At 41.5% G+C, this 19,527-nt stretch carries 20 protein-coding genes; 19 read left to right on the plus strand and 1 reads right to left on the minus strand.

Going from position 1 to position 19,527, the window contains the following annotated elements; genetic code table 11:
• The first annotated feature begins 77 nt into the window (after positions 1-77).
• From rplR to addA, 19 genes are all read left to right on the plus strand, one after another.
• Entirely contained in the window at positions 78-434 is a 357-nt protein-coding gene (gene rplR, locus IV73_RS02180) for a 50S ribosomal protein L18 (RefSeq protein ID WP_057754235.1), read from the plus strand.
• Positions 435-450: 16 nt separating this feature from the next.
• The gene (gene rpsE, locus IV73_RS02185) at positions 451-957 is read left to right on the plus strand and encodes a 30S ribosomal protein S5 (protein WP_201781075.1); all 507 of its coding nucleotides are present in this window, start codon (positions 451-453) and stop codon (positions 955-957) included.
• Between the two features lie 13 nt (positions 958-970).
• Positions 971-1,156, plus strand: coding sequence for a 50S ribosomal protein L30 (gene rpmD, locus IV73_RS02190; protein WP_057754241.1), 186 nt, complete (start codon positions 971-973; stop codon positions 1,154-1,156).
• 33 nt (positions 1,157-1,189) lie between these two features.
• Positions 1,190-1,624, plus strand: a complete 435-nt coding sequence (gene rplO / locus IV73_RS02195; protein WP_057754245.1) for a 50S ribosomal protein L15 — start codon at positions 1,190-1,192, stop codon at positions 1,622-1,624.
• The gene (secY, locus tag IV73_RS02200; RefSeq protein WP_057754248.1) at positions 1,624-2,928 is read left to right on the plus strand and encodes a preprotein translocase subunit SecY; all 1,305 of its coding nucleotides are present in this window, start codon (positions 1,624-1,626) and stop codon (positions 2,926-2,928) included. The genes rplO and secY overlap by 1 nt, the downstream gene beginning before the upstream one ends.
• Positions 2,928-3,497 (plus strand): adenylate kinase, encoded by a 570-nt coding sequence (locus tag IV73_RS02205; RefSeq protein WP_057754249.1) that lies wholly within the window; start codon positions 2,928-2,930, stop codon positions 3,495-3,497. The genes secY and IV73_RS02205 overlap by 1 nt, the downstream gene beginning before the upstream one ends.
• Positions 3,498-3,565: 68 nt before the next feature.
• On the plus strand, positions 3,566-3,784 hold the full coding sequence (infA, locus tag IV73_RS02210; protein ID WP_057754252.1) for a translation initiation factor IF-1: 219 nt from the start codon (positions 3,566-3,568) through the stop codon (positions 3,782-3,784).
• Between the two features lie 21 nt (positions 3,785-3,805).
• Complete coding sequence (rpmJ, locus tag IV73_RS06510; protein WP_070229441.1) at positions 3,806-3,922, plus strand: 50S ribosomal protein L36; 117 nt, start codon at positions 3,806-3,808, stop codon at positions 3,920-3,922.
• A 51-nt stretch (positions 3,923-3,973) separates the two neighbouring features.
• A complete protein-coding gene (gene rpsM / locus IV73_RS02215; RefSeq protein ID WP_057754256.1) occupies positions 3,974-4,339 on the plus strand; it encodes a 30S ribosomal protein S13 in 366 nt (121 codons plus the stop codon).
• 31 nt (positions 4,340-4,370) lie between these two features.
• The gene (rpsK, locus tag IV73_RS02220; RefSeq protein WP_057754259.1) at positions 4,371-4,757 is read left to right on the plus strand and encodes a 30S ribosomal protein S11; all 387 of its coding nucleotides are present in this window, start codon (positions 4,371-4,373) and stop codon (positions 4,755-4,757) included.
• 53 nt (positions 4,758-4,810) lie between these two features.
• Positions 4,811-5,755, plus strand: coding sequence for a DNA-directed RNA polymerase subunit alpha (locus IV73_RS02225; protein ID WP_057754262.1), 945 nt, complete (start codon positions 4,811-4,813; stop codon positions 5,753-5,755).
• A 34-nt stretch (positions 5,756-5,789) separates the two neighbouring features.
• Complete coding sequence (gene rplQ, locus IV73_RS02230; RefSeq protein WP_057754266.1) at positions 5,790-6,176, plus strand: 50S ribosomal protein L17; 387 nt, start codon at positions 5,790-5,792, stop codon at positions 6,174-6,176.
• A gap of 440 nt (positions 6,177-6,616) precedes the next feature.
• Positions 6,617-7,669 carry an alcohol dehydrogenase AdhP gene (adhP, locus tag IV73_RS02235; RefSeq protein WP_057754270.1) on the plus strand — a complete coding sequence of 351 codons (1,053 nt, stop codon included), beginning with the start codon at positions 6,617-6,619 and terminating at the stop codon, positions 7,667-7,669.
• 304 nt (positions 7,670-7,973) lie between these two features.
• Entirely contained in the window at positions 7,974-8,288 is a 315-nt protein-coding gene (locus tag IV73_RS02240; RefSeq protein WP_057754273.1) for a hypothetical protein, read from the plus strand.
• A gap of 112 nt (positions 8,289-8,400) precedes the next feature.
• Positions 8,401-9,348, plus strand: a complete 948-nt coding sequence (locus IV73_RS02245; RefSeq protein ID WP_057754276.1) for an alpha/beta hydrolase — start codon at positions 8,401-8,403, stop codon at positions 9,346-9,348.
• A gap of 162 nt (positions 9,349-9,510) precedes the next feature.
• Positions 9,511-10,122 (plus strand): class I SAM-dependent methyltransferase, encoded by a 612-nt coding sequence (locus IV73_RS02250; protein ID WP_057754279.1) that lies wholly within the window; start codon positions 9,511-9,513, stop codon positions 10,120-10,122.
• Positions 10,123-10,191: 69 nt separating this feature from the next.
• Positions 10,192-10,707 carry a tRNA adenosine(34) deaminase TadA gene (tadA, locus tag IV73_RS02255; protein WP_057754282.1) on the plus strand — a complete coding sequence of 172 codons (516 nt, stop codon included), beginning with the start codon at positions 10,192-10,194 and terminating at the stop codon, positions 10,705-10,707.
• Positions 10,708-14,226, plus strand: coding sequence for a PD-(D/E)XK nuclease family protein (locus IV73_RS02260; protein ID WP_057754285.1), 3,519 nt, complete (start codon positions 10,708-10,710; stop codon positions 14,224-14,226).
• The gene (addA, locus tag IV73_RS02265; RefSeq protein ID WP_057754287.1) at positions 14,192-17,986 is read left to right on the plus strand and encodes a helicase-exonuclease AddAB subunit AddA; all 3,795 of its coding nucleotides are present in this window, start codon (positions 14,192-14,194) and stop codon (positions 17,984-17,986) included. The genes IV73_RS02260 and addA overlap by 35 nt, the downstream gene beginning before the upstream one ends.
• A gap of 75 nt (positions 17,987-18,061) precedes the next feature.
• On the opposite strand, the gene zwf is transcribed toward addA, so the two are convergent.
• Positions 18,062-19,522: a glucose-6-phosphate dehydrogenase gene (gene zwf / locus IV73_RS02270; protein WP_057754290.1), complete on the minus strand. Its 1,461-nt coding sequence runs from the start codon at positions 19,520-19,522 to the stop codon at positions 18,062-18,064.
• Positions 19,523-19,527: the final 5 nt, after the last annotated feature.

The raw sequence follows: 19,527 nt of genomic DNA on the forward strand, positions 1-19,527 counted from the left end.
TTGCTTAAAATCGAGAGCAACGTCTCGATTAACTTACTATGTATATCTTTTGCACAGAATATAAAGAGGTTACGAACATGATTACGAAGTCAGACAAGAATAAAGTGCGTCAACACCGACACACTCGGGTTCGTGGTAAGATTTCTGGTACTGCAGAGCGCCCACGCTTGAACGTTTTCCGTTCTAACAAAAACATCTACGCTCAATTAATTGATGACGTAGCGGGTGTGACGCTTGCTAGTGCCTCAACTTTGGATGCATCTATTGTTGCTGCACCAAAGACTGAACAAGCTACTAAGGTTGGTGCTTTGATTGCTGACCGTGCCAAGGCTGCTGGGATTGAAGAAGTAATTTTTGATCGTGGTGGTTACTTGTATCACGGACGTGTTCAAGCATTAGCTGAATCAGCTCGTGAAGCTGGTTTGAAGTTCTAAGGGAAGGAGGAAAATAATCATGGCATATATCGATCCAAAAACTCTTGGTGAGTTAGAAGAAAACGTCGTAGCTATCAACCGTGTTACTAAGGTTGTTAAGGGTGGTCGTCGTTTGCGTTTTGCCGCTTTGGTTGTTGTTGGTGACCGTAATGGGCACGTTGGTTTTGGTACTGGTAAAGCTCAAGAAGTTCCTGAAGCTATCCGTAAAGCTGTTGAAGCTGCCAACCGTAACATTGTCGCCGTACCGACTGTAGGTACAACTCTTCCTCACTCTGCATTGGGTGTCTTCGGTGGTGGACGCGTGTTGGTTAAGCCAGCCGCTGAAGGATCTGGAGTAGCTGCCGGTGGAGCAGCCCGTGCTGTTTTGGAATTGGCTGGAATCGCTGACGTGACTGCTAAGTCACTTGGATCAGCAACTCCAATCAACGTTGTACGTGCTACTTTTGATGCGATCTCTCAATTGAAGAACGCAGATGAAGTTGCAGATTTGCGTCAGGTCTCAATCGAGCACTTGGCTAAATAAGGAGGCAAATGACATGGCTGAACAAGTTAAAGTTACGCTCGTTAAGAGTGCTGCCCACCGTTTGCCCAAGCAACGTGCAATTGTGAAGTCTCTTGGTTTGAACAAGGTATCTTCATCAGTTGTATTGCCTGATAATGCACAAACGCGTGGTGCTATTTTCAAGATTGCTCACTTAGTTACTGTTGAAGAAGCTAAGTAAGTACAAAACTGCTCAAAAGGAGGAAAAAACCTAATGAAGCTTAATGAGCTTGAAATTACTGAAGGTTCTCGCAAGGTTCGTAATCGTGTCGGACGTGGTGAGTCTTCAGGTAATGGTAAGACTGCAGGACGTGGTCAAAAAGGACAAAAGGCCCGTAGTAAGGTCCGTTTGGGCTTTGAAGGTGGACAAATGCCTTTGTTCCGTCGGATTCCAAAGCGTGGATTTACAAATATCAACCGTAAAGAATTTGCGGTTGTTAACTTGAGCCAATTGAACAGCTTCGAAAACGGAACTGAAGTTACACCAGCATTATTGGTGGAATCAGGAATCGTTAAGAAGGAAATGTCAGGGATCAAGATTTTAGCTAATGGTCAACTTGAAAAGTCTTTGACTGTAAAGGCAAACAAGTTCTCAGCATCAGCAGTATCTGCTATTGAAGCAGCTGGTGGTAAGACTGAGGTGATCTAATGCTACAAACCGTGCTCAATTCACTAAAAGAAAAGGACATTCGTAAAAAGTTGTTCTTCACTCTAGGGATTTTGATTGTATACCGGATTGGTGCGTACATTACTGTACCAGGGATTAACCCTAAAGCACTAAGTGAGGTTGCTAATTCTGGGCTCGGGAGCATTTTAAATATGTTTAGTGGTGGCGGATTGACGAATTATTCATTGTTTGCGATGGGTGTTTCGCCATATGTTACCGCTCAAATCGTGGTACAGTTGTTGCAAATGGACATTGTTCCACGCTTTGTCGAATGGTCAAAGCAAGGTGAGGTTGGTCGTCGTCATTTAAACCAAGTTACGCGGTATTTGACTATTGTCCTAGCTTTTGCGCAATCAATTGGAATTACAGCAGGCTTTAATCAATTGAGTCAAATTCAGTTGGTTCAGACGCCTGATTTGCAAACATACCTGATGATTGGTTCAATTTTGACTATCGGAACGATGTTTGCGGTTTGGTTAGGAGAAATGATTACCCAGTATGGTTTAGGTCAAGGTATTTCTATGTTGATCTTTGCTGGTATCATTGCGCGAGTCCCCGCCGGACTTTATCAGTTAATCGATGAGAACATTATTCAAAACTCATATAAAGCGCAAGGAACAGCTTTGTTCTTTGGTTTGATGATGTTGTTGGTAGTGGTCATTTCATTTGTTACCTGGTTTAACCAGGCCATTCGCAAAATTCCAATGCAATATACGCGGCGTTCGGTTGGTTCCGGCAGTTCATCGTATTTACCATTGAAGGTTAACGTAGCGGGAGTGATTCCGGTTATCTTTGCATCATCATTATTGGTTACACCACAAACCATCTTACAAGCTTTTGCTGGTAAGTTTGGGGGGCAAGGTTGGTATGAGACGGCTACAACGTGGCTTTCGATGCAAACTTTGCAGGGTGGAATTCTATATACATTATTGATTGTCCTCTTTACATTCTTTTATGCGTTTGTTCAGGTTAATCCTGAAAAAGTGGCTGAGAATTTGCAAAAGCAGGGTAGTTATATTGTCGGAGTTCGACCAGGTGCGGCAACTGAAAAATGGATGTCGAAATTATTGATGCGTTTATCATCAGTGGGAGCATTGTTCTTAGGAGCAATTGCATTGGCACCTATCCTAGCTACACATATCTTTGGCTTGGATAGTAACTTAGGTATGTCTGGAACATCATTGTTAATCGTAATTGGAGTTGCCATCGATTTGATTCGACAACTTGAAGGGTTAATGATGAAGAAGGCATATGTAGGGTTCATTCACGAAGGAGCTAAATCATAATGAGTTTAAATATCATGTTGTTGGGTCTTCCCGGTGTGGGTAAAGGTACTCAAGCAGAGATGATGGTGGAGACTTATCATTTGCCACATATCAGTACAGGCGATATGTTCCGTGCTGCGATGGCAAATGAAACGGAGTTAGGATTAAAAGCCAAGGCCTATATGGACGCTGGTAATTTAGTTCCTGATGAAGTGACAGACGGAATCGTCGAAGAACGTTTATCTGAAGACGATACAAAAATGGGATTCATCTTAGATGGATTCCCACGTAACTTAGACCAAGCAACGGCTTTAGATGAAATGTTGTCAAAGCAAGATCGTAAGCTTGATGCCGTTCTATACTTTATTGCTGATGAAGCAGTTTTGGTTGATCGGATGTTGGCTCGTGGTCGTGCTGATGACACGCCTGAAGTTATTAAAAATCGTTTGGCGGTAAATGGAGAATTAACAGCACCAATTGCAGATTATTATGCTAAGCAAGGGCTTTTGCATGAAATTGATGGGGCTCGTGAACTTGAAGTGATTTTTGCCGACGTAAAAACGTTGCTTGACAATTTGAAGAACGCCTAATTAAAGTGCGTGGTTTCGTGCTATAATTAGCTCAGTTCTTCAATAGAAACAACGAAGGAGGCATAAACGTGGCCAACGATGTTATTGAGATTTCTGGTGTGGTAAAGGATACTTTACCAAATGCCATGTTTACCGTTGAATTGGAAAACGGCGCCGAAATTCTTGCACACGTTTCTGGTAAAATTCGAAAGAACTTTATTCGGATTCTCCCAGGAGATCGTGTCAAAGTTGAGATGTCGCCATATGATTTGACGAAGGGGCGGATTACTTTCCGTTACCGGTCATAAGATTTTTTGGAGGTAAATACAATGAAGGTTCGTCCATCAGTTAAGCCTATGTGTGATAACTGCAAAGTTATCCGCCGTAACGGACGTGTGATGGTGATTTGCTCAAATCCCAAGCACAAGCAACGTCAAGGTGCTTAATTAAGTACATTGGCTGATTTATATTAATTATTATAATAGGAGGTAAGAGTAATGGCTCGTATTGCAGGAATCGATTTGCCTCGCGATAAGCGTATCGTGATCGCATTGACTTATGTATACGGAATCGGTAACACTACTGCTCAAAAGATTTTGGCAGAAGCTGGAGTTTCTGAAGACGTACGTGTTCGTGATTTAACACCTGACCAAGAAGACGCTATCCGCTCAGTTGTGGATGGTATCAAGGTAGAAGGTGACTTACGTCGTGAAGTATCATTGAACATTAAGAAGTTGCAAGAAATCGCATCATACCGCGGAATTCGCCATCGTAAGGGATTGCCCGTTCGTGGACAACACACGAAGAACAATGCCCGTACTAGCAAAGGCCCAGCTGTTGCGATTGCAGGTAAGAAGAAGTAATTAATATCTGTAAGAAAGGAGTTTAGTATTCATGGCAGGTCGTAATAATCGTAAGCGTCGTATAAAGAAGAATATTGAAAGTGGTGTAGCACACATTCACGCAACATTCAACAATACGATCGTAATGATCACTGATGTACAAGGTAACGCTGTTGCCTGGTCTTCAGCCGGTTCACTTGGTTTCAAGGGTAGTCGTAAGTCTACTCCATTCGCTGCTCAAATGGCATCGGAAGCTGCTGCTAAGGGCGCAATGGAAAACGGTATGAAGACAGTTGAAGTAACTGTCAAAGGTCCTGGTTCAGGTCGTGAGTCAGCTATCCGTGCCTTGGCTGCTGCAGGGTTGGAAGTTACTTCGATTAAGGATGTAACCCCAGTACCTCACAATGGTTCTCGGCCACCAAAGCGCCGTCGTGTCTAATTGCCTAGCAACTAGTTCACAACTCAGCTTTGATGAAAGGGGTAATAAACAATATGCTTGAATTCGAAAACCCAAAGATCACTCTTGTTGAAGATAGTAATAATTACGGAAAGTTTGTAGTTGAGCCATTAGAGCGGGGCTACGGAACAACGCTTGGAAATTCTTTGCGTCGTGTATTGTTGTCTTCATTGCCAGGAGCCGCGATCAATTCTGTCCAAATTGATACAGTTTTGCATGAGTTTTCAACTGTCGAAGGGGTAGTTGAAGATGTTACGCAAATCGTTTTGAACTTGAAAAAGGTTTCATTGAGTATTGAAAGTGACGAGGAGAAAACACTCGAAATTAATGTCGCTGGTCCCGCTACGGTAACGGCCGGAGATATTACTGGCGATAGTGATGTCACAATCTTAAATCCAGACTTGTACATTGCTACAGTTGCAGCGGGGTCAACGTTGCACATGACTTTGACGGCTGAGCGCGGTCGCGGTTATGTTTCAGCAGAGCAGAATAAAGAATTGCATGATGATTTGCCAATTGGCGTTCTTGCAATTGATTCAATCTTTACCCCCATTGAGCGTGTTAATTATCAAGTTGAAAACACTCGTGTTGGACAACGTGCTGATTATGACAAGCTCACTTTGGATGTCTGGACTGATGGGTCTTTGACACCTGCGGAAGCTGTTTCTTTGGCTGCTCAAATCTTATCGTCTCACTTAAATGCTTTTGTTGAGATGTCAGAAAAGGCAGTTAATGCACAAGTGATGGTTGACAAAGAAGAAACTGTTGCGCCTAAGCATACTGAGATGCCAATCGAAGAGCTTGACCTATCAGTTCGTTCATATAATTGTCTAAAGCGGGCTGGGATTAACTCTGTCCAAGAGCTAGTTGATCGAACAGAGACACAAATGATGTCCGTTCGTAATCTCGGTCGGAAATCACTTGACGAAATTCAAGATAAGCTAGCTTTGCTAGGACTTGGTTTTCGTAAGGAAGACTAATTAATAAACAATACCAAAGAAGGAGGAATGACTCATGTCATACCGTAAGTTGGGACGTACAAGCTCACAACGTAAAGCTTTGTTACGTGACTTGACCGCTGCATTGTTGGTTAACGGTCGGATTGAAACTACTGAGGCCCGTGCCAAAGAAGTTCGTAAGACCGCTGAAAAGATGATCACATTGGGAAAGCACGGAGACTTAGCTTCACGTCGGAAGGCCGCTGCATTTATGCGTAACATTGTCGCTGATGTTCAAACAACTGAAGACGACAAGGTTAAAGTTGAAAATGCTTTGCAATACTTGTTCAATCAAGTTGCGCCTCGTTTTGAAGGCCGTGCGGGTGGTTACACTCGTATCTTAAAGACTGTACAACGTCGTGGAGACGCTGCACAAATGGTTATCTTGGAATTGGTTGACTAATTCGTTAGCGCCAAAATCGATAAACATTCTTTAAAATCTCCAAGTTATTATGTATAAACTGTTATGATGATGGCTGAGTTAAGCTTAGTCTAGGTTGAATGGCTCCTCATTGTAGAAGTCGCACATGATAATTTGTGAGGTTTTTTTTGTGCCGTTTTTTGAATCTATGCGCTTTATGGGATGGGGCAAAGAGCCACTCAAATTGATTAAATTTAGAAACGCAGGACTGACAGAAATATCAGTCTTTTTTTTAAATAACTATAGAATGATATTGTGAAAAATTGATAAAATTATTAAGCCAAAAGGACTAGTGCACACCAGCCTGTAGCAATAAGGAATTGTGAAGTATATGAAGATCATTTACATTTATTGAGAAAGGGCTTACAATAATATATGTAAATTAATTCACATTGATATATTGATATATAGGAGAATTACTAATGAAGGCAGCAGTAGTACGCGAAAATAATGATGGACACTTTGATTTAATTGATGATTGGGAGCCACGGGCCTTAGATTTTGGTGAAGCTTTAGTTGATATGGAATATGTTGGGCTATGTCACACGGATATTCACACCGCTAATGGTGATTTCGGTGATCCTAATAAGATTGGATCACGGAATGGAGATTTCCGGCGCGTAACGGGACACGAAGGAGTCGGAATTGTTTCTAAGCTTGGTGAAGGTGCTGGGGAGTATCTAAAGGTTGGAGATCGGGTTTCTGTTGCTTGGTTCTATGACGCATGTGGTGTTTGCGACTATTGTGTTTCTGGAAATGAAACCTTCTGCCGGAACGTCCGTAACTCAGGGTACACCGTTGATGGTGCGATGTCACAGCAATGTGTTGTGAATGCTAAGTACGCAGTGAAGGTTCCAGCTGGTTTGGATCCTATTGAAGCTACTTCAATTACTTGTGCCGGTGTAACAATGTACAAGGCCTTGAAGACTGGAGAGACAAAGCCTGGACAATGGGTTTCAGTGCACGGTGCTGGTGGTCTTGGAAACTTGGCTGTTCAGTATGCTCACAATGTCTTTGGAGCGCACGTTGCAGTTATTGATGGTAATCCCGAAAAGTTGGCAGCAGCGGCTGAAAACGGGGCGGAAGTCTTGGTTAACCGTAAGACTGAGGATGTTGTGGCTAAGGTGAACGAATTAACTGGTGGAGTACACAACGCACAAGTTACTGCCGTTAATAACGCTGCTTTCTCACAAGCCGTTAACGTTTTGCGCCCAATGGGTAAGTTGGTGGCAGTTGCTTTGCCACAAGGTGATATGGACTTGAATATTGCTAAGACGGTTTTGGATGGAATTGAAGTTCGTGGTTCATTGGTAGGAACACGTGCTGATTTGAAAGAAGCCTTCCAATTTGGAGCTGAAGGAAAAGTTAAGCCAATCGTTGAAACTGTACCGTTTGATTCAATCAATGATGTGGTTGATGAAATGTTGGCAGGTAAGATTACCGGACGTAAGGTTATCGATTTTACGAATTTGTAATCATAATTAAATAAAAAGCTTGAGGGTCAGGACTGAAACTGCGCTTAGAGCTTTTTTATTTTGGTTAAAATTTTAATGAAGATATTCATGATTTGGCCAAAAATTATTTTGAGGGGAACTTGGAGGTAAAAATTTAGGTTTATTAGGGGATTAGCGGGGGAAAGCATTCATTTAGTTAAGTTACTCCTAGTTTAATGAAAGTTAAAATTAGTTGAAAACTAACATAATGCGAGGTTAATATGTTACGATGATGAAGCAAAAATGATACAGTTCCTAGAACTAGCACAGAGTTTTGGAGGCGAACATGGTAGGAGACGAGATGCACCGAGAGAACCCCGTTATAAATCAAGCAATGTTTTATCAATTATTAGGCCACGCTCCGTTAATTTCGACGCAGTTTGCTGATGACATTTTACGAGCAATTCAGGCCATCCAGCGGCAAAATGGGACCCTTTATTTAGGGCGGATTCATGATAGTCGAATTTATCGGATTGGTTGTAATCCAAATGATGAAGGTTTTAAGTTGAATTTCATTAATTTTGAAATGCGAAATCAATTTGCGGATGGATTTGAAGCATATTGTCGAACGGCCGATTTAAAATATTATCGGTATTTTTAAAGCGTGGTTGTTTAAAATAATGTTGGTCAAACTTCTGAAAAAATGCTAAAATAAGTTTTATTTCGACAAACGAAGTAAATTTAAAAAAGGATAGATTGGAAGTTAAGAAACAATGAAAATTAATAAATGGGTTAAGCGGGTTTTGGGGCTTGGCTTAGTAATATGCTTATTATTAGTTGCGGCGGGTGGTTATTTTTTCCATGTTGCTGAAGTTCGGGCGGATAAAGACTTTATTAAAGGTGGTTCATTGAAGCCAGGTGCACCGTTATATGACCAACAAGAAGCGTGGCAGAAATACCAAAAGCATGCGCAAGTCTGGAACTTGCAAGCCAATGATGGTGTTAAATTAAAAGGGGACTATGTTCCAGCTGAGCAAGCCACAACTAAAACCGCATTGGTAATCCATGGATTCGGGGTCGATCACCAGGCGATGGCTCCATATGCCGCAATGTTTCATCAACAGGGTTATAATGTCTTACTAATCGATAACCGGGCGGCTGGACGTTCGGGTGGTAAGTACATTGGTTATGGTTATTTGGAAGCAAAAGACGCTAAAAAATGGACACAGATGATTGTGGAAAAGCAAGGTGCTGATGCGCAAATTGTCGTCATGGGTGCTTCATTAGGTGGGGCAACAACGATGATGTTATCAGGGATGAATCCACCGGCACAAGTTAAAGCATATGTAGAAGATGCTGGGTATCATTCAATTTATGATGAATTAATTTATCAAGCCAATGAGATGTATCATATTCCGGCTTGGTTAGCTAACCCTTTGGTACACATTGTGTCAGGGTATTCACGCCTTTACGCTGGATATTCCTTTAAGCAGGGGAATGTTCAGCAATATCTGGTTAAAAATCATCGCCCAATGTTATTCATTCATGGTGAAAAGGATAGCTTTGTGCCAACCAAGTATATTAAGCAAAATTATCGGGCGCAAGCCGGCCCTAAACAGATGGTAATTGTGCCTAAGGCTGAACATACTAAGTCGTATGCCGTTGAAAAAGAAGCTTATGTTGAACGAATGATGAATTTTTTGAATCAATATCTACATTAAAATGGAGACGGATTTTATGGTAAACAGGCTGGGGTGGTTTCATTCTTAGCTTGTTTTTTTAAGCAATCAATCAGTATAATTGGTCTAGCTCGAGCATGTCTCAAGGAACAAGAACATGCTATACTAGAGGGAAAGATTTAGGTAGACAGATAGGACGATACTATGGAAAATCAACATTATTATATAGAAACGCCAACCACACAACATGATGAGCATACTTGGCATTTCACTTTATTTAATCATGACCTGAGTTTCACGACCGATGCGGGGGTCTTTTCCAGGCAAACGGTTGATTTTGGAACGCGAACTATGCTTGAAAATTTTAAAATTAAGGATTTACCGGACGGATCGATTTTAGATTTGGGGGCAGGTTATGGTCCAGTGGCAATTAGCTTAGCTAAACAACTGCCAAAACGGCAATTTGTGGCCGCCGAGATTAATCAACGGGCAGTTGAGTTAATTAAACGCAATGCACAAGCAAATCAAGTTGCTGATCAGATTAACGTGGTACAATCTGATCAATATTCGAATGTTGATGGTAAATTTGCGGCTATTTTAACCAATCCGCCGGTACGGGCTGGAAAAGCAGTCGTGAGTGGAATGTTGGCCCAAGCAATCGATCATTTGGTACTGAATGGTACTTTGACGGTTGTTTTGCAAAAGAAACAAGGTGCGCCGTCAGCTAAGAAACTAATGGCGGACACTTTTGGTAATGTGCAAGTTTTGGCTAAAGACAAAGGTTATTATATTTTAGAAAGTCGGCGCATGGACTAGTATCGCGTTAAAAAGTACAAAAGGCTGAGGTTTTGAGAACCAGGCCTTTTTATGTAAGGAGTAATCAGCATGGGATTAACACAACAGCAACAGGCATATTATATGGGTGAAGCGCTGAAAGAAGCTCAAAAAGCAGCTGCTTTGGGCGAGGTGCCAATTGGTGCAGTCGTGGTAGTTGACCAACAAATCGTGGGTCGGGGCTTTAATTTGCGGGAACGTTTTGAAGATCCCAGTCAACATGCTGAATTTCAAGCTATTTTGGCGGCGAGTCGAATGTTCAAGACGTGGCGTTTACCGAATGCACAAGTTTTTGTTACGATTGAGCCTTGTATTATGTGTGCAGGTTTGATGCAACAAGCGCGCATTCAAGCTGTATATTATGGGGCTGAAGATTATAAAGCGGGTGGCGTACATTCCATGTATCAAATTTTAGAAGATGAACGTCTAAACCATCAAGTGGAAGTTCACTCAGGGGTGCGGTCGGACGAAGCGCAGGCATTGATGAAGAATTTTTTCCAAGCTATTCGTAAACGTCAAAAAGCAAAAAAGCGAGCACGTAAAATGCAAGCACAGGGGGACAATTAAATGGGGGTTACAATTTTATTTGGAGATGGTAGTCAAGATCGGGAACGGGCCCTCTTAAAACAGATGCAAAAAGTCTTGCAAACAGATACTCAAGCAGAAGTCTTTTTTATTGTGCCAAATAAAATTAAATTTAAAACTGAGGTAAATGTTTTAGAACGCTTGGCTGCTTTAGACCAACGGCAAGGTACAACTTTAGTTACACCAAGGGTGCAAGTCTTTTCTTTATCTCGTTTGGTTTGGTATTACATGAACGATACTTCCTTATACCAGCGCGCGAATTTGTCACCCGAGGCAGTCACCATGTTAGTGCAGAGTCTCTTGCAACAGCATCAAGATGAGCTGCAACTTTATGGCAATTTATTAGGTAAACAAGGTTTTATCAGTCAAATGGCGGCACAGATTCAAGAAATTAAAGCAAGTGGTTTAACTTGGGATGATGTTAATCAAATTAGTGCAGAGTTGGATCAAGAAGTCGTTTTACAGCAGAAATTACATGATGTCGCATTGATTGGTTCAGCGTTAGACGCTGAATTAGGACGACGTGATCAATTTGTGAGCCAAGATTTATTACAGGTTTTAAAAATATTTTTGGAACAAGGTCAGCGCGACTTAACGCATCAATATTTTTATATTGATGGGTATTCACAAATGACGCGACCTGAACGTGGCGTGGTTGAAGCTTTGATGCTCATGAGCGCTGGGGTGACAATTGCGCTACCTGGAACTGCAGATGCCGTGGGTAAAATCAGAGTATCGCTGGATGAAAATGATTTGTTTTTTGCATCGCGGCAATTAGCGCAACAATTATTTAATTATGCGCAAAATCAGTCTTTGGAAGTACAAGTGCAAGCTATTGATGAACCACGTAATTTATCAGAGGGCTTGCAGCACTTATCGCAATTTTGGATTGATTATGAACAAGTGGGGGTACAAATTCAAGCTCCAAATTCGGCGGTGGAAATCTGGAGTGCGCGTTCCCGTTATCAAGAAATTGAACAATTGGCGCAGAGTATTCGGATGGCGGTGAATACAGGTGCACACCGGTATCAAGATTTTGTCCTGATGACACCTGATTTGCAGCAGTATGCAAATATTTTACCCGCTATTTTTCAAAAATATAATATTCCTTTGTATCTCGATATGGATCAGCTGATGGTCAACCATCCACTATTTGTGTTTGTGCGTGAATTACTAGACGTTGCGCCTAATTACCGTTTGGCGGATATTTTGGCTTTATTGAAGACTGAATTATTGGTGCCAGAAGGGGTAACTCTGACGGAATATCGTGAAGCTTTGGCGCTGACGGAAAATTATGCATTAGCTAAAAATTATACGGGAAAACGATGGACAGACCAGCAGGCCTGGCAGTTTGATCAGCAGGTTACAGATGAAACAGATGAATATACACGAGCTCGTAATCATGAATTTGATACACAACTAGCAATCATTCATAATCAAATTTCACAAGTTGTAGCACCATTTTTAACCCGACTTCAAGCTGCTGGCAATGCTCGGTTATTAGTAAAACATTTATATGATTTTTTAGTACAACAAGGCGTGCAACAAAGACTATTAGAGCAACGTGAAGTAGCTGTGACGGATGGTCGTTTAAGTGTGGCACAACAGATTGACCAAGTTTGGGGGCGTTTGATGGACTTGGTTGATGATGTGGTTATGGTTTTTGATCAAGGGTCATTGTCACTTGAAGAATTTAAAGCGACTCTGATAGCCGCCATGGAGCAAGCTAAATTTGCTGGTATCCCCGCGGCAATGGACCAAGTTTTGGTTACCGAAACGGGGATGGTCCAAGTTGTTGGTGTACCGCAAGTCATTATTTTTGGTGCAACTAGTCAAAATTTGCCGGTTACTGTTTCCCAGCATGCTTTATTGGAAGATCGAGATCGCAATAAGCTGCAAAAGTTTTTACCATCCGGAACACAATTACGTGAAACCACGGAACAAACGATGGCACAAGATAGTCTGCAAATTTATCAGGCGATGATGATTAGTCAGCAAAAAGTTGTTTGGTCATATCCCACTTCAGATGGGGAAGTGAAATTAAAACCATCGACATATATTGAAAGGTTAGCGCGGGGGTTCCAATTAAAGACACAACAAGCCGAAGTCTTAGCTCCGCAGCTCGCAGAACAATTAGGAACTTGGGCTAGTACATTAAGTCGTCTTGTATTAGCCAAGGCACAAGCGCATCAATTGGAACAATCTTTAGCACCATTATGGCAAACGTTAGATCAAATAATGCAACAAGAACAAACCGAAGCGTATACTAAAATTATGGGTAGTTTAAACTATAATAATCAAAGTAAGGTCGTCGATCAGCGTCTGATTAATAAATTATTCGGAAGTGATTTAAAAACGTCCATTTCACGTTTGGAATCCTATGCCCGGAATCCCTACGAATTCTTTTTACAATTTGGTTTGAAATTAAAACCACGGCCGGAAATGCAATTAACGGAAGGCCAAAAAGGGACTTACATGCATGCCTTGTTAGAGCATGTTTTCCATCATTTAGGCTCGCAGGCGTTGCGGGACGTATCATCAGCAACGTTAGAAGATTTAGAAAAAGTGGCGATTCAAACGATTTTTGCACAAAATGACCCAACGTTTGAAACATTGCATTCGAACGCGCGGTGGTCGCATTTAACCAAAAATTTAGAACAGCGGGTGGATGCCGCCTTAAAACAGATGCAACGTGGGCAACGACATACGCTAGGTCATCCAAAAACAGGCGGGACCGAAGTGGCTTTTGGACGAGGAAATTTTCAGCCCCTACGAGTTAAAATGCCAGAAGGGAGCGTCATTCTACGCGGGAAAATTGACCGCTATGATCAAGAGTTAAATAATGTGGCGATTGTTGACTATAAATCTGGTGCACGGGCCTTTGATTATACAAAAGCATATTATGGTCAAGAATTACAATTATTAACTTATTGGCAAGCATTGAATCAAGATTTACCGAGCCCACAGAAGGTCAGTGCGGCGACTTTTTTTGAATTGCGACAAGGGATGTTAGAGCCAGAAGTTAAAACTGGGCATGAAACTTTGCCAGAACAGATTCAACAAATTGAGGATAAAGTCGCAGCGAATAACCGTTATCGGGGTATTATCTTAGATAAGCAGGATTATTTACAGACGATTGAAAATGGACCGTATGCGTTAGATCAAAAGAAAGATGGGACTTATAAAGCTAGTTCTGATGTTGTCACTGAGGCCGAACTAGAAACTTTAAGACAATATAATTTAAACAAGGTTCAAGAATTGGCCGGCGCGATTTTGGCGGGAAAGTTCCCCATTCAGCCTTTCCGGCAGGGTAATAAAACCGGTCTGCAGTATAGCGATTATCTAGACGTGATGCATTTTGATGCCATGTTAGGTGATCACTATCAAGAATTAAAGACACTTAATAAGAAAGCAGCACTTGAAGCAATGCAACAGCAGATCAATTCTGCACAGCAAGGAGGAAACGATGGAGTTCACGACACAACAGACCGCAGCGATTGAAAAGCGTAATAAAAATATTTTAGTGTCGGCTTCTGCGGGCTCTGGTAAGACGCGGGTTTTAGTTGAGCGCGTTTTACAGCGGCTCCTTGCGGGCGATAATGTGGATGAATTTTTGATTGTCACCTTTACAGAAGCTGCGGCTTCTGAGATGAAAGAACGATTAGAAAAAGCTTTGCGCCAAGCAGCAGCGGAAAGTGAAGGCTCACAGCGGGCACATCTGATGAAGCAGTTACGATTATTAAAAGTGGCAAACATTTCTACGCTGCACGCTTTTGCCTTGCGCCTGATTGAACAATATCATTATACGATTGATTTGGATCCACAATTCCGCTTAGCTGATACGGCTGAGCGAAATTTGGTGATGCAACAAATAATGGATCAAGTATTGGAGCGTCAGTATCAGCAACCTGATGCTGACTTTTTAGCGTTAGTCGATCAGTTTACTGATGATCGAGGCAGTGATGAAAGTTTAAGTCAGGCCGTTTTTAAATTATTTGATTTTGCGATGGCTCGTCCTGATACCAATGAATGGTTAAATCAACTGCCTTTGGCTTATCAGATGGCGCAACAAGTTGATAGACAAGATGATTCAGCAACATTAGAAACTTTGTATGATTTAATAATAGATAATTTAGATGACCTTATTCACGAGTATCAAATGTTGTTGGAGCAGTTACCTGCGACAGATGATACCAGTTCGCAAAATCGGCGAACTGATTTGGATGATGAGTTGGCACAAATTATGAACTTAAAAACGCAGCTACAATCGGGCGGCGATTGGGATGCATTGCGGGCGAGTTTTTTTGCCGTACCATTTAATTCTTGGGGGGGCAAAGGACGGACGGCTAACCGTAAGTGGGAAGCTGATGAGAAACAAGCTTGGAAGCAAGTTACCCAAGCCCGGGCGGACTTAAAAAATCAGTTTAAAACTTTAGGAACTAAATTTATGGTCTTAGACCAAGCTGGCTTGCAAGTTGCTACGGCAGGGGCCAAACAAGGTGTGCAAGCTTTGGTTAAGCTCACACAAACGTTTGCTGAAATATATTTAGCTGATAAAAAGGAACGCAAAGTTTTTGATTTTAATGACTTGGAACATTTTGCTTTAGAGATTGTCCAACAACCAGCTACCGCTCAAAAATTGCGGGAACAATATGTTGAAATTATGGTTGATGAGTACCAAGATACCAATTACTTACAAGAGACGATTGTCCAGGCGTTGGCGCGGGGGAATAATGTTTTTCAAGTGGGCGATATTAAACAATCAATTTATAAATTTCGGCAGGCTGACCCACAATTATTTGCTCATAAAATGCAAACCTATGCTGGAGCACAAGATAACAATGAGCTAATTACTTTAGCTGAAAACTTTCGTTCACAACCGAATGTCACCAACTTTATTAATTATTTATTCGAACAATTGATGAGTTTGGAACTGGGGGATGTGGAATATGCGGGTGATGCGAAGCTGATTGCTGGTGCAGATTATTACCCAAAAAATCTACCCAAACAGGCTGAATTGATGATTTATTTCAATGAAGGATCCGAAAATGATGATGCTGAAGAAGAGCAATCAGGTATAGAAAGGCTTGAAAGGTATGGTAAGGATGCATTAACGGGCAGCACTGGGCAAATTTGGATGCTTGGTCAAAAGATTAAGCAGTTGATGGCTGATCATTTTCAAATTTTTGATCGTGAGCAACAAGTAGAACGTGATTTAACTTGGGATGATATGACGATTTTAGTCCCATCAAGGACACAAAATCCGCAAATTATTGAAATTTTCAAAGCGTTGGGGATTCCTTTGACAGTTCAAGGCTCGGGTAATTATTTTCAAACTTTGGAAATCTCAATCATGCTGGACTATTTGCGTTTGATTGATAATCCATATCAAGACATCCCCTTAGCAGCAGTTTTACGGTCGCCAATGTATCAATTGGATGAAAATGGACTGGCTTGGATTCGCATTCAAGCACCAGATGCAGCCTATTTTACGGCCGTGCAAAAATTTGCGCAGGGCGATTTGCCCGAAGAAATATTAGCAGATGTTAAATTAGCAGATGCTTATAAAGAAAATCAAGCGAAGGTTAAAACATTTTTAAAGGATTTAGCACAATTTCATACGACAGCGGTCCAAAATCAATTGGTTACTTTAATTTGGCAAATTTATCAAACGACTGGGTGGCTGGATTACGTTGGTGGATTGCCTGGAGGAGTGCAGCGCCAAGCCAATTTGCATGCATTATATGAGCGCGCCGCGAGTTATCAAAAAACGAATTTTACGGGCCTTTATCAATTTAATCGGTATATTGAACAGCTACAAAAAACTTCAGCGGATGATATTGGTGAAGCTGATGCGAACGAAGCGACCAATACCGTGCATCTGATGACCATTCACGGTTCAAAAGGGCTCGAATTCCCGGTGGTGTTTTTACTTAACACGACTAAAATGTTTAATCAAATTGATCAACAAGGACATTTAATTTTAGAACGAGAAGCTGGGATTGGATTACAGTATTTTGATCGAAAGCATCATGTTAAATTAACGCCACCGCAATATTTAAAAGTCCAACGAGCGATTCAAAAAGCTGATTTTGCTGAGCAACTCAGGGTTTTGTATGTTGCTCTCACCAGGGCGGAACAACAACTCTTTTTGGTGGGAACTTATAAGAATATGGAAGACTTGCTTGCGCATTGGGAATTAAGCTCCAAAAGTACCGCGGAGGTTTCTATGCTGGATGCGAATATTCGTTTAAGCCAGCGTTCCTTTATGAACCTTATGGGGATGGCCATTGCACGGCATCCCCAATTTGGTGAAAAGCTGCAGCCTTTTGCTGACCGTTTTGATGTTGAAGTTAAGCCTCATCAAATCTTGACACCAACGGATGCTTTTGAATTTCAGCTTAATTTTCAGACATCTGATGATATACAAAATGCCCAGCCGGTTTCAACGAGTATTGAAGCAGCGCCGGTTGATGAGCAGTATGATGACGTTCAAATTTCACCGGCAGATGTCAAAAATCATTTGGAATATGAGTATCCCTATGAAATGGCGACGCGAACTACGAGTTATCAATCGGTTTCCGAAGTTAAACGTGTTTTTGAAGACCCGGATTTAGCCGAAGGGCGTGGATTAGCTGATCATCGATTAAATAATGGGATTGAAGCTGGGCAACGTTTGTTAGGACAAGAATTAAAGGTGCCTAAGTTTATGAATGAAATGGCGACTAAGCCGACGAGCGTTTCACGTGGAACGGCTGCCCATTTGGTTTTGCAAAAAATTAATTTAAAAGATGGGGTGCCAACTGAGCAAGATTTCCAAACGTTAATTCAACAGTTAATTCAAGATGGGTTGATTGAGTCGTCATTAGAGCATCTTTTGCCGGTGACACAAATGGTGGATTTCTTTAAACGGACATCATTAGGAAAACAGTTAGTTGCCAATTTTGATACGGTCCAACGTGAAGTTCCATTTTCAATGTTAATTAAAGCTAATCAGCTATATCAAAATTTTAGTGGTGACGAACGTGTGTTAATCCACGGAATCATGGACGGGGTAGTAACAGTTAATGAGGAGATTTGGTTATTTGATTATAAAACCGACTATATTGCCCCACATACTGATGGTCAGGCGTTATTAAAAGCTCGGTATGGCGGACAGCTGAATATTTATGCGGCGGCTTTAACAGCAATGGGTTATGCTAAAATTAGAAAATTTATTGTTGCTTTATCGAATTTAGCAGTTTATGAATTTAAAGATTAATTGCGACTTATCAATGTGATAAAGAAAAAAGAACCTTGACGTTATTTAACGCGAAGGTTCTTTTTATATTTTAAATTAACGATAAATCCAGTAATTGCCATCTTCTGACAAAAGCTCATCTGAAGCTTTTGGACCCATGGTTCCAGAAACGTAATTAGGGAATTCAGCGTGCTTCTTATCCCAAGCCCGTTGGATTGCATCAACGAATTTCCAAGAAATAGCCACACCGTTCCAGTCGGCGAAGTTTGATCCGTCACCATTCATGGCATCTTGAATCATTCGTTCGTAAGGAGCAGGAGTCTTCTCGATATCCAAGAATGAAACATCCCACTTCATGATATCCGTCCGAGTTTTGAATTCAGAAGTAGTGTCTTTAGCATTAATACGGAATTCGATTCCACCTTTTGGATCAATTAAGATTGAAAGGACAGGATTTTCCAATTCAATATCGTCGCCAAAGATGCTAAGCCCTTTCTTGAAGACTACATCGACTCGGGTTTGCTTAGACTTCAAACGCTTTCCAGTCCGGATGTAGAACGGAACCCCATCCCAACGTGCAGAACGGAATTGCAACCGACCTGCTACGAAGGTGTCGTTTTGTGAATCAGCAGGGACTCCATCTTCATCGAGGTATTTAACTTGGGATCCATCAATGTTCTCGCCATATTGACCACGCACAAAGTTCTTTTCTACTTCTTTTTCATTGTAGATGTGCAATGAATTAAAGGCGACATTTTTAGCGGCACGAATATCTTTGTCGCTAAATGAAGCAGGTTTTTCCATCGCTAACCAAGCAACGATTTGCATGGTGTGATTTTGAATCATATCACGCAAAGCTCCGGCGTCATCGTAGTAACCCGCACGTTCTTCCACACCCAAAACCTCAGATAGAGTGACCTGGATGTTTTCAATGTAGTCTTTGTTCCAGGCCGCATCAAAGAGGGGGTTACCAAAACGAATGGCAGCAATGTTTTGAACCATTTCTTTTCCAAGATAGTGATCAATTCTAAAAATCTGGTCTTCATCAAAGACTTCAGTTAATTGAGTATTTAACTCTTTAGCTGTCTCATAGCTGACTCCAAATGGCTTTTCAATCATCAAGCGGTTAAATTCACCATTTTTAGTCACAAGGCCTTCGCTTTTAAGGTAACCGGCAATGGTCCCAAAGAAACGAGGAGCAACAGACATGTAGAAAATCCGGTTGCCTTTCAATTCGTATTTAGCATCAAGTTCGTCGTTTAACTTGAGCATATCTTGATAGCCCGCCTTATCACCAACATCTAACTTAAGGTAACTGAAGTGTGAAATGAAACGCTTAGCATCATCTTCATCTTCAACCACGTGGTTAATTGACTCGCGGACTAAGTCGTCAAACTCAGCATCAGTTAAATCAGCACGGGAGGTTCCAACAATGGCGAAGTGGTCTTTTAGGAAGCCCTTTTTGTATAAATTGTAAACTGAGGGATATAGCTTACGCTTGGCTAGGTCTCCGGTTCCACCGAAAAATGTTAAGAGGGTAGTGATTTCTTGTGGCATTATAA

The sequence above is a fragment of the Weissella kandleri genome (assembly GCF_001438705.1).
Lineage (GTDB): Bacteria > Bacillota > Bacilli > Lactobacillales > Lactobacillaceae > Weissella > Weissella kandleri.

Excerpts from the sequence above, each read along its gene's own strand:
- rplR (WP_057754235.1), top strand. The coding sequence starts at position 78 with ATGATTACGAAGTCAGACAAGAATAAAGTGCGTCAACACCGACACACT.
- rpmD (WP_057754241.1), top strand. The coding sequence starts at position 971 with ATGGCTGAACAAGTTAAAGTTACGCTCGTTAAGAGTGCTGCCCACCGT.
- rplO (WP_057754245.1), top strand. The coding sequence starts at position 1,190 with ATGAAGCTTAATGAGCTTGAAATTACTGAAGGTTCTCGCAAGGTTCGT.
- secY (WP_057754248.1), top strand. The coding sequence starts at position 1,624 with ATGCTACAAACCGTGCTCAATTCACTAAAAGAAAAGGACATTCGTAAA.
- IV73_RS02205 (WP_057754249.1), top strand. The coding sequence starts at position 2,928 with ATGAGTTTAAATATCATGTTGTTGGGTCTTCCCGGTGTGGGTAAAGGT.
- rpmJ (WP_070229441.1), top strand. The coding sequence starts at position 3,806 with ATGAAGGTTCGTCCATCAGTTAAGCCTATGTGTGATAACTGCAAAGTT.
- rpsM (WP_057754256.1), top strand. The coding sequence starts at position 3,974 with ATGGCTCGTATTGCAGGAATCGATTTGCCTCGCGATAAGCGTATCGTG.
- rpsK (WP_057754259.1), top strand. The coding sequence starts at position 4,371 with ATGGCAGGTCGTAATAATCGTAAGCGTCGTATAAAGAAGAATATTGAA.
- IV73_RS02225 (WP_057754262.1), top strand. The coding sequence starts at position 4,811 with ATGCTTGAATTCGAAAACCCAAAGATCACTCTTGTTGAAGATAGTAAT.
- rplQ (WP_057754266.1), top strand. The coding sequence starts at position 5,790 with ATGTCATACCGTAAGTTGGGACGTACAAGCTCACAACGTAAAGCTTTG.
- adhP (WP_057754270.1), top strand. The coding sequence starts at position 6,617 with ATGAAGGCAGCAGTAGTACGCGAAAATAATGATGGACACTTTGATTTA.
- IV73_RS02240 (WP_057754273.1), top strand. The coding sequence starts at position 7,974 with ATGGTAGGAGACGAGATGCACCGAGAGAACCCCGTTATAAATCAAGCA.
- IV73_RS02245 (WP_057754276.1), top strand. The coding sequence starts at position 8,401 with ATGAAAATTAATAAATGGGTTAAGCGGGTTTTGGGGCTTGGCTTAGTA.
- IV73_RS02250 (WP_057754279.1), top strand. The coding sequence starts at position 9,511 with ATGGAAAATCAACATTATTATATAGAAACGCCAACCACACAACATGAT.
- tadA (WP_057754282.1), top strand. The coding sequence starts at position 10,192 with ATGGGATTAACACAACAGCAACAGGCATATTATATGGGTGAAGCGCTG.
- IV73_RS02260 (WP_057754285.1), top strand. The coding sequence starts at position 10,708 with ATGGGGGTTACAATTTTATTTGGAGATGGTAGTCAAGATCGGGAACGG.
- addA (WP_057754287.1), top strand. The coding sequence starts at position 14,192 with ATGGAGTTCACGACACAACAGACCGCAGCGATTGAAAAGCGTAATAAA.
- zwf (WP_057754290.1), bottom strand. The coding sequence starts at position 19,522 with ATGCCACAAGAAATCACTACCCTCTTAACATTTTTCGGTGGAACCGGA.